At 75.6% G+C, this 13,916-nt stretch carries 15 protein-coding genes; 4 read left to right on the forward strand and 11 right to left on the reverse strand.

The features are described 5' to 3' along the window. Window positions 1-126: 126 nt before the first annotated feature. Together GCE86_RS03720 and GCE86_RS03725 are read left to right on the forward strand one after the other, a co-directional pair. Complete coding sequence (locus GCE86_RS03720) at window positions 127-498, forward strand: SCP2 sterol-binding domain-containing protein (protein ID WP_154225609.1); 372 nt, start codon at window positions 127-129, stop codon at window positions 496-498. Further along, the gene (locus GCE86_RS03725; RefSeq protein ID WP_154225610.1) at window positions 495-2,579 is read left to right on the forward strand and encodes an amylo-alpha-1,6-glucosidase; all 2,085 of its coding nucleotides are present in this window, start codon (window positions 495-497) and stop codon (window positions 2,577-2,579) included. The genes GCE86_RS03720 and GCE86_RS03725 overlap by 4 nt, the downstream gene beginning before the upstream one ends. A gap of 80 nt (window positions 2,580-2,659) precedes the next feature. On the opposite strand, the gene GCE86_RS03730 is transcribed toward GCE86_RS03725, so the two are convergent. From GCE86_RS03730 to GCE86_RS03740, 3 genes are all read right to left on the reverse strand, one after another. Beyond that, window positions 2,660-3,352, reverse strand: coding sequence for a Pr6Pr family membrane protein (locus GCE86_RS03730; RefSeq protein ID WP_154225611.1), 693 nt, complete (start codon window positions 3,350-3,352; stop codon window positions 2,660-2,662). A gap of 84 nt (window positions 3,353-3,436) precedes the next feature. Beyond that, window positions 3,437-4,246, reverse strand: a complete 810-nt coding sequence (locus GCE86_RS03735; RefSeq protein ID WP_154225612.1) for a hypothetical protein — start codon at window positions 4,244-4,246, stop codon at window positions 3,437-3,439. Window positions 4,247-4,340: 94 nt separating this feature from the next. Beyond that, window positions 4,341-4,847, reverse strand: a complete 507-nt coding sequence (locus GCE86_RS03740; RefSeq protein WP_154225613.1) for a DinB family protein — start codon at window positions 4,845-4,847, stop codon at window positions 4,341-4,343. A 120-nt stretch (window positions 4,848-4,967) separates the two neighbouring features. Between GCE86_RS03740 and GCE86_RS03745 the strand changes: the two genes are divergently transcribed. Both GCE86_RS03745 and GCE86_RS03750 read left to right on the forward strand, forming a co-directional pair. Then, entirely contained in the window at window positions 4,968-5,858 is an 891-nt protein-coding gene (locus tag GCE86_RS03745) for a DUF72 domain-containing protein (protein ID WP_154225614.1), read from the forward strand. Between the two features lie 60 nt (window positions 5,859-5,918). Continuing rightward, complete coding sequence (locus GCE86_RS03750) at window positions 5,919-6,122, forward strand: GTPase activator (RefSeq protein ID WP_154225615.1); 204 nt, start codon at window positions 5,919-5,921, stop codon at window positions 6,120-6,122. Window positions 6,123-6,183: 61 nt separating this feature from the next. On the opposite strand, the gene GCE86_RS03755 is transcribed toward GCE86_RS03750, so the two are convergent. From GCE86_RS03755 to GCE86_RS03790, 8 genes are all read right to left on the reverse strand, one after another. Beyond that, window positions 6,184-6,822 (reverse strand): hypothetical protein, encoded by a 639-nt coding sequence (locus GCE86_RS03755; RefSeq protein ID WP_154225616.1) that lies wholly within the window; start codon window positions 6,820-6,822, stop codon window positions 6,184-6,186. A 118-nt stretch (window positions 6,823-6,940) separates the two neighbouring features. Then, window positions 6,941-7,798 (reverse strand): alpha/beta hydrolase family protein, encoded by an 858-nt coding sequence (locus GCE86_RS03760; protein WP_154225617.1) that lies wholly within the window; start codon window positions 7,796-7,798, stop codon window positions 6,941-6,943. A 22-nt stretch (window positions 7,799-7,820) separates the two neighbouring features. Further along, complete coding sequence (locus tag GCE86_RS03765) at window positions 7,821-8,804, reverse strand: glycosyltransferase family 9 protein (RefSeq protein ID WP_154225618.1); 984 nt, start codon at window positions 8,802-8,804, stop codon at window positions 7,821-7,823. Beyond that, window positions 8,801-9,496 carry an SDR family oxidoreductase gene (locus tag GCE86_RS03770; protein WP_154225619.1) on the reverse strand — a complete coding sequence of 232 codons (696 nt, stop codon included), beginning with the start codon at window positions 9,494-9,496 and terminating at the stop codon, window positions 8,801-8,803. The genes GCE86_RS03765 and GCE86_RS03770 overlap by 4 nt, the downstream gene beginning before the upstream one ends. 76 nt (window positions 9,497-9,572) lie before the next feature. Next, on the reverse strand, window positions 9,573-10,985 hold the full coding sequence (locus GCE86_RS03775) for a PfkB family carbohydrate kinase (RefSeq protein WP_154225620.1): 1,413 nt from the start codon (window positions 10,983-10,985) through the stop codon (window positions 9,573-9,575). Further along, complete coding sequence (locus GCE86_RS03780; protein WP_167537024.1) at window positions 10,982-11,725, reverse strand: SIS domain-containing protein; 744 nt, start codon at window positions 11,723-11,725, stop codon at window positions 10,982-10,984. Before GCE86_RS03780 ends, GCE86_RS03775 begins: the two co-directional genes overlap by 4 nt. Further along, window positions 11,725-12,942 (reverse strand): glycosyltransferase, encoded by a 1,218-nt coding sequence (locus GCE86_RS03785; protein WP_154225621.1) that lies wholly within the window; start codon window positions 12,940-12,942, stop codon window positions 11,725-11,727. Before GCE86_RS03785 ends, GCE86_RS03780 begins: the two co-directional genes overlap by 1 nt. Next, entirely contained in the window at window positions 12,927-13,901 is a 975-nt protein-coding gene (locus tag GCE86_RS03790) for a glycosyltransferase (RefSeq protein ID WP_154225622.1), read from the reverse strand. The genes GCE86_RS03785 and GCE86_RS03790 overlap by 16 nt, the downstream gene beginning before the upstream one ends. Window positions 13,902-13,916: the final 15 nt, after the last annotated feature.

Genomic DNA, 13,916 nt, shown 5'->3' on the forward strand with positions numbered 1-13,916 from the left:
GCGCACCAGCCCGAAGCACCAGCCGGCTCACCCGCAGCGGGTGAGTTGGACTCACCCGAGCGGCGGGGACCCTGCGGGGGCGGGCGGAGCCGCCCGGCGACCGGACCGGGAGCGACGGGAGGGACCATGAGCGCGGCGGAGTACCTGACCCGGCGGATGGCCGGCCGGCACCCCGACCTGCCGGAGAACACCGGCGGCACGATCCGGCTGGACCTGGGGGACGGGGCGCGGACCGAGCACTGGTACCTGACGATCGCGCACCAGGAGGTGCGGGTGGACCGCATCTCGGAGGACGCCGACCTGGTGGTCCGCGCCGACCGGGAGGTGTTCGACCGGATCGCCGCCGGCCGGCTGAACGCGGCCGCGGCGTTGCTGCGCAACGACCTCACCGCGCAGGGCGACCTGCGGCTGCTGCTGTCGCTGCGGCGGCTCTTCCCGGGCCCGGCCGACGCCCGGCACCCCCGCGAGCTGGGCTGCGCCGGAGTGGCGACGCGATGAAGGAGCTGGTGGGCGTCCTCGCCGGCAACGTTTTCGCGCTGAGCGACGCGCACGGCGACATGGAGGTCGAGCCGTTCGCGCCGATCGGCCTGTTCTCCTTCGACACCCGCTTCCTGTCCCGCTGGGTGCTCACCCTCGACGGGGAGCGGCTGAACGCCCTGTCCCGGGACGAGCTGGAATACTTCGAGACCCGCTTCGTGCTGGTCCCCGGCGCCGCCAGCCACTACGTCGACGCCGACGTCTCGGTGCTCCGGCACCGGTCCATCGACGAGAGCTTCAACGAGCGGCTCACCGTGCTCAACCACTCCGCCGAGCCCGCCGAGTTCACCCTGCGGATGGAGATCGGCAGCGACTTCGCCGACACCTCCGAGATCCTCCGGCCCGGGCCGCGCCGGCCGGTGGTCGTCGCCGACACGGCGCACCGGCAGCTGCGGATCTGCCACGAACGGGACCGGTTCACCCGGGAGACCATCGTCTCCAGCACCGCCCCGGTGGAGGTCGACCAGCGGGGCATGACGTTCCGGATCCGGGTCGCCCCGAACGGGACCTGGCACACCGACCTGAACGTCGGCATGATCATCCACGGCGCCGGAGGGCGCGACCTGCGGTCCAGCCTCGAGTCCCACCGCCGCCTCGTCCACCACGACATGCGCGAGGACCTGGCCCGCTGGTTCGACCACGCGCCGCAGCTCAGCGCCGAGCGGGAGGCGCTGACCGCGGCGTACCGGCAGGCGCTGACCGACCTGGCCTCGCTGCGGTACACGCCGCTGTCGTACATCGATCGGGTGCCGGTGGGCGGGATGCCCTGGGCCATGGCGCTGTACGGCCGGGACGCCCTCATCACCTGCCTGGAGACGCTGCCGTTCACCCCCGAGCTGACGCCGGCGACGCTGCGGCTGCTGGCCCTGCTCCAGGGCGGGCGGCTCGACGACTTCCACGACGAGGAGCCCGGGAAGATCCTCTCCGAGCTGCGGTACGGCGAGTCGGCCGCCTTCGGTGAGCAGCCCACCGCGTTCTACTACGGCGCGGCCGACACCACGCCGCTGTTCGTGATCCTGCTCGACGAGTACGAGCGCTGGTCCGGCGACGCCGACCTGGTCCGGCAACTGCGGCACCCGGCCCGGATGGCGCTGGACTGGATCGACGAGTACGGCGACCTGTGCGGCGACGGCTACCTGCGTTACCAGCCCCGCAACACGGGCAACGGGGTGGCCAACCAGACCTGGCGCAACTCGCCGGAGGCCATCGTCGACCGGCACGCCGTCGCGCCGCCGTTCCCCCGGGCGACCTGCGAGTTGCAGGGGTACGCGTACGACGCCAAGGTCCGCGGTGCCCGGCTGGCCCGGGAGTTCTGGGGCGATCCCGGCTACGCCGACCGGTTGGAGGCCGAGGCCGCGGGCCTGCGCGAGCGGTTCAACCGGGACTTCTGGCTGCCGCACCGGGGCTACTACGCGCTGGCGCTCACCCCCGACGGGGAGCCGGTGGACGCGCTGACCTCCCACCTCGGGCACCTGCTGTGGAGCGGCATCGTCGAGCCGGCGCGGGCCGACGCGCTGGCCGCGCACCTGTGCGGCCCCGAACTCTTCTCCGGCTGGGGGGTACGCACCTACGCCACCGGGCAGCGGCCGTACAACCCGGTCGGCGCCCACCTGGGCGCCGTCTGGCCGTCGGACAACGCGCTCATCGCGGCGGGCCTGCGCCGCTACGGGTACGACGCCGAGGCGGCCCAGGTCGCGGCCGGCATGTTCGCCGTGGTGGAGACCCTCGGGGGCTCGGTGCCGGAGGTGATCGCCGGCTACCCGCGCGACCTCACCAAGTATCCGGTCCAGCTGCCGGTGGCGGGCCGGCCCCAGTCGTGGGCGTCCGGAGGGCTGCTCATGCTGCTCGCCACCATGCTCGGGTTGCGCCCGTGCGGGGAGAACCTGCTGGTGAACCCGTACGTCCCGGACGGCTACGGCCGGATCGAGCTGCTCGACGTGCCGGGGCGCTGGGGGCGGGCCGACGCCTACGGCCGCGACCGCACCACCGGCCCGCGGGTCCGGATCGGCGGCACCGGCGGTGCGCGGCCTGGCGACGGGTGACCGGCGTCCGTCCGGTCAGCGGGGCCCGGCCGCGCTCTCCTGCGGCGCGGCCTGGCGACGGGTGACCGGCGTCCGTCCGGTCAGCGGGGCCCGGCCGCGCTCTCCTGCGGCGCCGCGGCCGGGGCCGGCTCCGCCGGCACGCCACGGGCGCGCCGGCCCAGTGCCCGGTCGACACCGACGAACAGGAGCCCGAGCAGCCAGAAGGCGACGGCGAAGAAGAGCGCGCTGAACCCCACGCCGCCGTAGCCGAGCTGCTGCACGTCGAGGAACGGGTACGGGTAGCGGTGCACGACGAGCCCCCGCACCAGGGCGAAACCGAGGTACGCGACCGGAAACGCCAGCCACCACGCCGCGTACCGGGGCCGCAGCCGGCCGCGCCGGTCGAACAGCGCCCAGTCGGCGATGGCCAGCAGCGGCACCACGGTGTGCAGGAACTGGTTGCCCCACCACTCGACCGGGTCCCGCTGCGGCTGGACCATCGCGAACGGGCTGGCCGGGTTGGCCAGCACCAGGTGGTAGACCGTGCCGGTGATGGTGATGTAGAGGGTCACGGCGCCCTTGAGCGCGCTCGGCGGCTCGGGACGGCCCTGCCAGGCCCGCCAGGCGGCGTATCCGGCGAAGACGCCGACGGCCACGTTGCTCTGGATGGTGAAGTACGGCAGCAGGCCGGTCACCGTGGCCGGGCCGAGCGCGGTGAGCACGATGCCGGCCACCACGCCGAGCACGACGGCCAGGCGGAAGGGGATCGCCAGTCGGCGACGCCGTGGGGTCACCGGGGCACGCTACCAACCGTCCGCTGCCGATCATCCTGCCGAGCGGCCGGCGGCACCGCCTCCGGCCGCCGCGGCCCGTCGCCGTCAGCGCGCGGAGGGGCGGGCCGGAGTGGTCTTCTGCATCGGGCGGTTGCCCGGCTCGGTGGTCGTCGCGAAACCGGTCATCGGGCTGGTCGGCGGGGGACCGGTGACCCGGGCGGTGGGCTTCGGGCTGGTTCCCTGTGTCGGATGTTCGCTCGGCCGCGGCGCGGTGGGGTCGGGGCCGGATCCGGTCGGCTTGCCCTTTCCGTCGAGCAGCGCGTCGCAGTAGGCGGCGACCTGCTCCCGGCCGCCGGCGGCCGCGACCAGGGCGGCGAAGGGAGGCGATTCCAGGGCGTGGCCCCGGTCCGCGTTCTTCTTGCCCCGGTAGGCGGTGCAGAGCCCCGCCAGCCCGGACGGGGAACTCGGAAGCCCCGCCGGGCCGGCGCTCGGGGTGCCGGGACGGTTCCGGCCGGCGGTCGGCGTGGCCGACCCGTCGGTGCCGGCACCGGGAGACGGCGTGAGCGTGGCGCCGCCACCACCGTTCAGCGGGCCGGGCAGGTTGCCCGTGACGGCGGCCAGGGCCACCCCGCCGGTGGCGGTGGCGAGCAGGGCGCCCAGGGCCAGCTTGGCGCCGAGCAGCCCGGCGCGGAAACGCGGCCGGGGCGGAAGCACGGCCACCGGGACCGGATCACCGGCCCGCGCCTGACGGAACGCCTGCAGGGCGGCGCCCTCGCCGGTGAGTTCCTGCGGATGGGGATCGGCGCGGACGGCGGCGAGGAACCGGACGAGCGCCTGCGGACCGTCCTGCGCGTCGGTGACGGGACCGACGAGCAGGCGCTCGACGGTCTCCTGGTCCATGCGGTGTCCGGTCATCTCGTGTCCCTCAGCGCCGCCACCGCTCGTGGCGTCACACCGGAACCCGCCCAACGGCCCCGTTCGGAACGTGAGGTCGGTCACCGCGGCCCGGTCAGCCCATGGTCTTCGCCCCGTCGATCGACTCCCGGATGATGTCGGCGTGCCCGGCGTGCTGCGCCGTCTCGGCGATGAGATGCAACAGCACGCGGCGCACCGTCCAGCTCGCGCCCGGCTCGAACCAGGGCGCGCTCGGCAGCGGATGCGCGGCGTCGAGGGCGAGTGTCGCGACCAGGGCGTCCGTCTCGGCGGCCACCCGGTCGAACTCGGCGAGCAGCCCGGCCAGCGTCTCGCCGGGGAGCATCCGGAACTGGCCGGCCCAGTCGACCGGCTCGCTCTGCATGGCCTCGGCGCCGCCCTCGGCGAACCGCAGCCACCGGTGCTCGGTGGAGGCCACGTGCTTGATCAGGCCGCCGAGGCAGAGCTCGCTGGCCGTGCTGCGCCGGGCGGCCTGTTCGTCGTCGAGCCCCGCCACGGTCTGCCGGAGGAAGCCGCGGTGCCGCTGGAGAGTGGCGAGCAGGTCGGCCCGCTCGCCGGTGAGGACCTGGTCGGAGACGCTCATGCCGCCCGCCTTTCGCTTGAGGACCGGGAACACCGTACGACCCGTCACCGACACTTTTCCGGCTCCGCGCCGAACCACCCCGAGTTGCCGTTTCGTCCGGATCGCGGTGCACTGAATTACATGGGTGTCATCAAGGTGGGCACGTCCTCCTGGGCCGACCAGATGCTGGTCCGCTCGGGCTGGTATCCCCGTTCGGTCAACACCCCGGCCGGCCGGCTCGGCTGGTACGCGGAGCGGTTCGGTCTGGTCGAGGTGGACACCTCCTACTACGCGATCCCGGCGCCGGAGACCGCCGCGGGCTGGGCAGCCGCCACACCGCCGGGCTTCACCTTCGACGTCAAGGCGTTCCGCCTCTTCACCGGCCACCACACCCCGGTCGACGCGCTGCCCCGGGACCTGCGTCCGGCCGGCGGCCCGAGCCGGATCCGCTGGCGCGACCTGTCCGCCGGGGCGTACGACGCGCTCTGGGACCGGTTCCACGCGGCGCTGGCGCCGCTCGCGGCGGCCGACCGGCTCGGCGCCGTGCTGCTGCAGTTCCCGCCGTGGCTCGCCCGCGGTGACGCGGCCCGGCAGCGGATCCTGTCCGCGGCACGGCGGTGCCGGCCCTGGCCGGTCACCGTCGAGCTGCGGCACTCCTCCTGGTTCGCCGAGGACGCCGTGGTGGAGACCGTGACCTTCCTGCGGGAGCACGGGCTCGGGTACGTCTGTGTGGACATGCCGCAGGGACACGAATCCTCCGTGCCGCCGATCCTCGTCGCCACCGCCGACCTGGCCGTGGTCCGGTTCCACGGGCACAGCACCGCCTGGGACAGCGGCGACAAGCAGGAGAAGTTCCGGTACGCCTACGGCGACGAGGAGCTGCGGCGCTGGTCCGTGCTGCTGCGCGAACTCGCCGACCAGTGCGCCGAGCTGCACGTGCTGCTGAACAACTGCTGCGGCGACCAGGCCCAGCGGGACGCCGCCCGGCTCGCCGCGCTGCTCGGCGTCGCGCCCGCCACCACACCCGCCTGAGGTTTCCGGGGGCACCTCCCGGGTACCGGCGGTGCCGAGGACCGACAGCGAGGGGGACGCGTGGACGAGCGGCGGGACGAGCCCGGCGGCCTGACCCGGGACGACCGGGATCCCCGGGTGACCCGGGAGGCCGAGGAGGCGCACGGCGGCAGCATGGCCCCGGGCCTGGTGGACGACACCGGGCACCCGGTGGCCGAACCGCCCGTGCCGGAGAACGAGCCGTCGGCGTTGGGCCGGCCCGGGGAGGACGGCACCGGTTCCTGACCGGACGAGCGACGCGGCGACGCCCGGGGCGTGCAGCGCCCCGGGCGTCGTCGTGCGTGGGTCACCGGCCGGCCATGGCCATCGGTCGCTTGGTCCCGGCCATCCCGGCCATCCCGGCGACCTTGCCGATGCTCTTCGGCGCCATCGCAATCCCGCCGGCCCGGTTGAGCAGGCCCCGGAACACCTGTCCCGGCTTCTGCTGCTCACCCATGTAGGCCGACACCACCACCAGGGCGCCGGTCATCGCCGGGATCGCCCACTGGAGCAGTTTCATCTGCCGTTGCGAGGACGCGACGTTCGCGGGCGTCTGGTAGCTCGGCTCGGTGGCCCCCTGCACGGGCGGCCCGCCCGCCTTCTGCAGGCGCATGCCCAGCAGCCGGCTGTAGCCGGTCACCGCCAGCGCGCCGACGGTCAGTGCGGTCTTCAGCGTGCTCATCCTCCCCACCCCGCGCTGGGCGGCCATCCGTGGGCTCTCCGTGATCAGCTCGCCGACGGCGCCGGCGAGGTGCGCGCCGATCGCCGCCGCGTTGACCGGGGTCCACCGGGCCCAGCCGGCCGAGGCGATCGGCAGCCGTTGAGTCGAGTCGTCGATCTTTGCCGCCGCGCCGTTGACGCCCAGCGCGCCCATCAGTGAGCCGCCGAACCAGGCCGCCAGGCCGAGGTCGTGCATCGAGCGCAACGCGGTGTGCCGTTCGGACATCTGATCCCCTTCCGCCGTGTTCGGGCGGTGCGGCTTACCCACGTTCCGCGAACCTACGCACCCCGGTTCCGGCCGGGCCGTCCGGTCGGACGGCTCAGGGGGCCGGCAGCGCTGCGGCTCAGCGGGCCGGCAGCGCGGCGGCGAACGCGGCGATCCGGGCGGCCAGCGGGGCGGCGGCGCGCACCCAGGTGAAGTGGTCCAGCGGGGCGCCCGCCTCGGCGACGGTGTAGCGGTGCCGGCTCACCTCGGCGGCGGTGAGCTTGCCGCAGAGGTGGTCCATCGTCTCGTGCGGCGTGTACTGGTCGTCGTCGACGCTGACCGCGAGCACCGGGGTGCGGACCCGCCGGACGGCCGCCTCGACGTCGACCCCGTCGAGCACCGGGAAGCGCCCGGTCCGCGCCGTGTACGCCCAGTCCCGGATCACCCCGCGCGCCTGCCGGCCGCCGAAGCCCCAGCCCGGCCAGACGCCGAGCAGCCGGGCCACCGCCGCGATGCCCTGGGTGTACGGCAGCACCCCCCAGCCGCGCCGCCCCGGATACCCGCGCCACCACGGGATGCCCACCGCGACGAGCGCCAGCCCGTCCACCCGGTCCGCGTCGTGCAGTGCCTGGTGCAGCACCGCGACCTGCCCGCCGAGCGAGTGCCCGAGCAGCAGCCGGGTCCGGCCGTCCAGCCGGGGCTTGAGCGCGTCGAGCACCGCGCCGACGTCGGTGGCCAGCTCGGCGTACCCGTACCGGCAGGTGCGGGAGGGTGCCGGCGTGCTCTCGCCGGTGCCGCGCAGGTCGGCCACGACGACGGCCAGGCCGGCCTCGCGCAGCGCCGTGGCGAACGGCCGGTAGTAGCGGGCGCGGACACCCATGGCGGGCCAGATCACCACCACGGGGGCGCCGGGCGGCCCGTCCGGTTCCGGGTAGCTCTGGACGCCGATGCGCGCCCCGTCGACGTCCACGAACTCCTGCGTGTACTCCCCGCTCACCGGCTCAGCCTACGGCGGCAGGCTACCGGCGGGTAGCAACGGGGGCGCCCGCCTGTGCCGGGACCCGCTGCCCGGCGACCGACCTGGCGGCCGTGGTCACCCGGTCGACCGCCGCCAGCACGGCCGGTACGTCCAGCTCGGCCAGCGCGGGATGCACGGCCGGTCCGTCCCCGGCCCGGCGCGGCCCGGCCCAGAGCGCCTCGTGCCACGGCCGGTCCGGCGGCGGCCCCCACTCCGCGGGCGGCACCGGCCCGAAGAGCAGCACCGACGGGGTGGCGTAGGCGGTGGCCAGGTGACCGATGCCGGTGTCTCCGCAGAGCACCAGTCGGGCGTGGGCGACCAGCGCGGCCAGCTCGCCGACGTCGGTAGCGCCGGCCAGCACGGCGTCGGCCGCCAACCCGGCCCGGCGGGCCACCCCGGCGGCGAGGTCCCGCTCACCGGGGCTGCCGGTGACCACCACCCGGTGGCCCCGTCCGGCCAGCTCCCGGGCCACCGCCGCGAACCGCTCCGGCGGCCAGCGCCGCCGCGCCGCCTTGGCGCCCGGGTGCACGATCGTCACGCCGGTCGGCAGCCCGGCGGACCCGGGCCGGCGCAGCGCCAGGTCGGTGCGGTCGGCCGGGATGCCGTACCAGCCGAGCATCCGGCACCACCGGTTCACCTCGTGCTCCCCGGCCCGCCACGGCGGACCCTCGTGCCACCCGGCCCTGGCGTTGGCGAAGGCGAGCAGCCGCCCCGGCCGGACCTCCGCGAGCATCCGGTGCGACTGCGGGCCCCGGCCGTGCAGGTTCACGGCCACCGCGGGCGGCGGGCCGGACCAGCCGAGGCGGCCCAGCCCGTCCGCGAAGACCTGCCGGTCCACGCCCCCGACCAGGTCGACCAGCGGGGCCAGCCAGCGCGGCGCGACCAGCGCCAGCTCGCGACCGGGGTACGCGGCGCGCAGCGCGCGCAGCGCCGGCACCCCGGTCGCGAGGTCGCCGACGCCGAGCGCGCGGAGCACGAGGATCACGGGTACGACGACTCCTGCTCGGCGCAGACCACGAGCTCGCGCACGGCGCAGCCGGGCGGCTGGGAGAGCGCGAACAGGACCGCCTCGGCGGTGTCGGCCGGGTCGTTGAGGATGGCGTCCGGGCCGGGCTTGTACCGCTCGTCCCGGTCGTCGAAGAACGCCGTCCGCATCCCACCCGGGATCAGCAGCGTGACGCCGACCGTCCCGGCCAGTTCGGCGGCGAGCGCCCGGGTGAACCCGACCACCCCGAACTTCGCCGCGCAGTACGCGGTCGCGTCGCTGACCGCCTTGACGCCCAGCGTGGACGCCACGGTCACCACCGTGCCGTGCGCCCGCTCCAGGTGCGGCAGGGCGGCCCGGATCACCGCGGCGGTGCCGAGCAGGTTGATCGTCACGATCCGGTCCCAGGTCGCGCCGTCGACGTCGGCCAGCCGGCCGGGGACGTCCATGCCGGCGGCGGTCACCACGCCGTCGAGGCCACCGGCCTGCTCGGCGAGCTGCCGGGTGGCCGCCTCGGCGGCCCGTGTGTCGGCCAGGTCGCACTCGACCCACGGCACCCCGTCGGCCGGCGCCTGCCGGTCCAGCACGTACGGCCGCCCACCCGCCTTGGCCACCGCGGTCACCACCGCCGCGCCGAGGCCGCTCGACCCGCCGGTCACGAGGACCGCCCGCCCGTTCAAATCCCTGCTCATGCCGGCACTCCGCTTCGCTCCGTGCCGCCCTGAGGCACCAGTGCACTGCGTTGACGATCCGCTCGCTGACGCTCGCTCATACCGCTCCCTTGACGAGGTGGAGACCGCGCTGGCGCGCGGCCGAGATGGTGCCCGTGGTCGACCGCCCGGCCAGGAAGGGCACGGTGACGACCCGCCCGCCCCAGCGGCGTACCAGCTCCGCCTCGGGCAGCTCGGGGGCGCCCTCGCCGGCGTAGTCGCCGCCCTTGACCCAGACCTCTGGGCGGAGCCGGGCGAGCACCTGGTGCGGGGTGGGCTCGTCGAAGACCACCACCGCGTCGACGCAGTCCAGGGCGGCCAGCAGCCGCACCCGGTCCGCCTCCGGGTTGACCGGGCGCTCGGGCCCCTTGAGGCCCCGGACGCTGCGGTCGGAGTTGAGGCAGACCACCAGGCAGTCGCCGAGGCGGCGGGCCGCCTGGAGGGTGGCCAGGTGACCGGCGTGCAGGATGTCGAAGCAGCCGCCGGTGGCCACCACGGTGCCGCCGTCGGCGCGTACCGTCGCGACCAGTTCCTCGGCGGTGCGCGCGGCCGCCACCGGCCGCGGCTGCTCCGGCACCCGGTGCAGGCCGGCCGCCCCACCGGCGGCCACGTACGCGGACGCGGCCTCGACCGCCGCCTGCACCGCCTCGGCGACCGACGCGCCGGCGGCCAGCGCCAGCGCGGCGGTGGCGGCGAACCGGTCCCCGGCGCCGCAGGTGTCCTCGACGTGCTCCAGGGTGGACGGCGGCGACACGACCAGCGGGGCGCTGCCGGAGTGGCAGAGCACCGCGCCGTCCGCCCCCGTGGTCACGGCGACCGCGCCGGCCCGCCACCGGCGGCGCAGCTCCTGCCCGGCGCGGGTGGCGGTGGAGAGCGCCGACCCGGCCCCCGCGTCGCCGGTGAGCTGGCGCAGTTCGGCCAGGTTGGGCGTGGCCAGCCGGACCCCGGGCACCGCGGCGGGGCCACGCGGGTGCGGGTCCCAGACCACCGGGGCGGTGGCGTCGGCCAGTGCCGCCCGCAGCGCCGGCTGCCGGAGCAGCCCGCGACCGTAGTCGCTCACCAGGATCGCCCGGGCCCGGGCCAGCAGCTCCAGCACCGCCTCCGGCGGCTCGCCCGGTGGCTGGGGGTCGCCGCCCCGGTCCAGCCGGAGCAGGGTCTGCCCGCCCGCGCGGAGCCGGATCTTCTCGGCCGTGGCTCCGGGCAGCGGGATCGGGTAGATGTCGACGCCCGCCCCGGTGAGCAGGTCCGTGAGCCGGGCCGCGCCGGCGTCGTCGGCCAGCCCGGTCACCAGCGCCACCTCGGTCCCCTGCGCGGCCGCGAGCAGCGCGGCCAGGCCGGCCCCGCCCGGCCGGTCGGCGGCGGACCGTTCGTCGAGCACCGGCACCGGCGCGTCCGGGGCGACCCGGCCGACCACGCCGGTGACGTCCCGGTCCAGCAGCGCGTCGCCGACCACGACGAGCGGGCGGGTCACGACCGTACCCACCCGGTGCCGGTCGACCCGTGCCCGTTGGTCGAGTGTCCGTTGGTCGAGTGTCCGTTGGCGCCGTCCCGGCCCTTGCCGGCGGCGACGGGTGGCGGCGCCCAGCGGGCGAAGGTGCCGGCCCGGGGCGCGGGGACGGACGCGGTCGGCAGCTGCCGGATCAGTGGCAGCGCCTGGTCGACGTACTCGCAGAGCAGGTGCGTGGAAACCAGGTGCAGCTCCTGCACCACCTGGCTGTCGGGGGACGGCACGGCGAGCACCTCGTGGCACCGGTCGGCGAGCGGGTTGGGGGCGGGGCCGGTGAAGGCCCAGCAGCGCAGGCCGGTGTCGTGGCCGGCCTGGGCGGCGGTGAGGAGGTTGGTGCTGGTGCCGCTGGTGGACATGAGCAGGAGGATGTCGTCGGGTCGGCCGTGGGCGCGGACCTGGCGGGCGAAGACCTCGTCGTAGCCGTAGTCGTTGCCGATGGCGGTGAGGGCGGAGGTTTCGGCGTGCAGGGCGATGGCGGACAGGGGTTCGCGGTCGTCGCGGAGTTTGCCGACGAGTTCGGCGGTGAGGTGCTGGGCTTCGGCGGCGCTGCCGCCGTTGCCGGCGACCAGCAGCCGCCCACCCCGGGCCAGCGTCCACGCCAGCTCGGTGCCCCAGCCCGCGAGCCGTTCGGCCTCCCGGCGGTAGGGCAGCAGCGCCGCGGCCAGCCCCGAGAGGTGGGCGTCGAGGGTGTCGTGGTGGGTCATCAGGCCACCGCCGGCGCGGGCCGGGACACCGTGGCCAGCGCCGAGTAGACCGCGCCGAGCTGTTCGGCGCAGCGCTTCCAGGAGTACCGGCTGCGGATCCGGTCCAACGCCGCCGTGGCGTACGTGAAGCGGCGGACCTTGTCGGCGAGCAGCCGGCGCAGGGCGGTGCCGAGCGCGCGGGGATCGCGCGGCGGCACCAGGTCGCCGGTGAGCCCGTCGACGACGGTGTCCGCGATGCCGCCGACGTTGGTGCCGATCACCGGCACGCCACAGGCCATCCCTTCGAGGGGGGTGAGCCCGAACGGCTCGTACCAGGGGGCGGCCACCAGAACGTCCGCCGACCGGTACCAGGCGCCCATCTCCTCGCGCGGCACCGCGCCGACCAGCTTCACCCGGTCGGCCACGCCGCACGCGTCGGCCAGCGCGGACAGCCGCCGGGCGAACGCGTCGGCGGGGAGGAGGTCGGCCGGCGGGCCGCCGACCACCACGCACTCGGCGTCCGGCACCGCGGGCAGCGCCCGGACCACCTCCAGGAAGCCCTTGCGCTCGACCATCCGGCCGACCGTGAGGATGCGGGGGCGGGCCGGGTCACGCGGGGCGACCGGGCCGTCGGGCCGGAACACCGACTGGTTGACGCCGGACGGGACCAGCGCCATCCGGGACCGGGGCACGCCCATCCGGACCAGCTCGGCGACCTCGTCCTCGCACTGCACGATGACCCGGTCCACGGCCCGGCCGAGCGTCCGCTCGTAGCCGACCCGCCCTGGTGGACTGGTGTCCTTCGCGCCCTGGTGCCGGCGCTTGACCGTGCCCAGCGCGTGGTACGTGAGCACCGTCGGCACCCCGGTCCGCCGGCCCGCGTGCACGGTGGCCAGCCCGCTCATCCAGAAGTGCGCGTGCGCCACGTCCGGGGTCCAGCCGCCGCGCCGCCAGGTGTCTGCCAGCCAGCTGCCGAACTCACCCATGTACGGGAGCAGTTCGTCCTTCGGCACCCGTCGCGCCGGACCGGCCGGCACGTGGCACACCTGGTAGCCGTCCGCCGTGGACACCGCGTCGGGCAGGGCGGTGGAGTCGCGGCGGGTGTAGACGCGGACGTCGTGCCCCTCGCCGACCAGCGCGGCCGCGAGTTCCGCCACGTGGGTGTTCTGGCCGCCGGCATCCTCCTCGCCGAGGACGGCGAGCGGGCTGGCGTGCTCCGAAATCATCGCGATGCGCATGTCTCCTCCTCCATGATCCGGTCCCAGTCGGCGAGGAACCGGTCGAGCCCGAAGCGTTCCTTCGTCACCTCGCGCGCCCGCGCACCCAGCCGGTACGCGGCGTCGCGGTCCTCGGCGAGCCACCGGGCCGCCTCGACGAGCGTGTCCACCCGGGTGGCGAGCACACCGGCGTCGGGCGGCACGGCGTCCACGGCCTCGGTGGTGGCCAGCGCGACCACCGGCATGCCGATGGTCATGGCCTCGATGAGGCTCAGCCCGAGCGAGGTCCACCGGCACAGGTGCAGGTACGCCCGCCGCCGCGCCACCTCGGTGTGCATCCGGTCCTGCGGCACGTCGTCGTGGACCGCCAGCCGGTCCGCCGGCAGGCCGAGCCGGTCGGGCAGCCCGGCAACCCCCATGCCGAAGACGTCCAGCGGGGCGGCGGCGGCGAAGCGTGGCATGAGGTCGGTGCCGGTGACCCGCCAGCGGCGGACCGGCTCGTTGGTGACCACCGCGAGGCGGTCCAGCTCGCCGGTCCACTCCACCCTGGGCGGCACGATGCCGTGCTCGACGACCGCGGTGCGGGTGTCGCCGTTGTCCCAGAACAGCTCGTTGAAGTGGGTGACGTGGGTGAGCAGCAGGTCGTCGCGGTCGGCCATGGGGTGGCGGGTGTCCGGCACGTCGCCCTTCGGGGTGTTGTGCTCGACGTAGACGGCCGGCACGTCCCGGCCGGGCCGGCGACCCAGCCACCGTTCGGCCAGGTCCAGCTCCTCGGGCCGTTGCAGGATCACGAGGTCGACCTCGGTCCGCCCCAGCTCCTCCGGGGTCACCTCGACGGCGTTGTCCGGCCAGGTGTAGGTCCGCGCCCGGCCCAGCCCGTACGGGCCGCGGTCGGGCGTGACCGGCACCAGGTACCGGTGTCTCCCGTGCACGAACGACGTCGTCCAGGAGCCGTGCACGTGCCACACAAGAACGTTCATCTCTCTCCTCGTCGG

This window comes from Micromonospora terminaliae (assembly GCF_009671205.1).
In the GTDB taxonomy this organism is placed as follows: Bacteria; Actinomycetota; Actinomycetes; order Mycobacteriales; family Micromonosporaceae; genus Micromonospora; species Micromonospora terminaliae.

Bases quoted from the DNA above. Each gene is read 5' to 3' on its own strand.
- GCE86_RS03720 (WP_154225609.1), top strand. From the start codon at position 127: ATGAGCGCGGCGGAGTACCTGACCCGGCGGATGGCCGGCCGGCACCCC.
- GCE86_RS03725 (WP_154225610.1), top strand. From the start codon at position 495: ATGAAGGAGCTGGTGGGCGTCCTCGCCGGCAACGTTTTCGCGCTGAGC.
- GCE86_RS03735 (WP_154225612.1), bottom strand. From the start codon at position 4,246: ATGACCGGACACCGCATGGACCAGGAGACCGTCGAGCGCCTGCTCGTC.
- GCE86_RS03740 (WP_154225613.1), bottom strand. From the start codon at position 4,847: ATGAGCGTCTCCGACCAGGTCCTCACCGGCGAGCGGGCCGACCTGCTC.
- GCE86_RS03745 (WP_154225614.1), top strand. From the start codon at position 4,968: ATGGGTGTCATCAAGGTGGGCACGTCCTCCTGGGCCGACCAGATGCTG.
- GCE86_RS03755 (WP_154225616.1), bottom strand. From the start codon at position 6,822: ATGTCCGAACGGCACACCGCGTTGCGCTCGATGCACGACCTCGGCCTG.
- GCE86_RS03770 (WP_154225619.1), bottom strand. From the start codon at position 9,496: ATGAGCAGGGATTTGAACGGGCGGGCGGTCCTCGTGACCGGCGGGTCG.
- GCE86_RS03780 (WP_167537024.1), bottom strand. From the start codon at position 11,725: ATGACCCACCACGACACCCTCGACGCCCACCTCTCGGGGCTGGCCGCG.
- GCE86_RS03785 (WP_154225621.1), bottom strand. From the start codon at position 12,942: ATGCGCATCGCGATGATTTCGGAGCACGCCAGCCCGCTCGCCGTCCTC.
- GCE86_RS03790 (WP_154225622.1), bottom strand. From the start codon at position 13,901: ATGAACGTTCTTGTGTGGCACGTGCACGGCTCCTGGACGACGTCGTTC.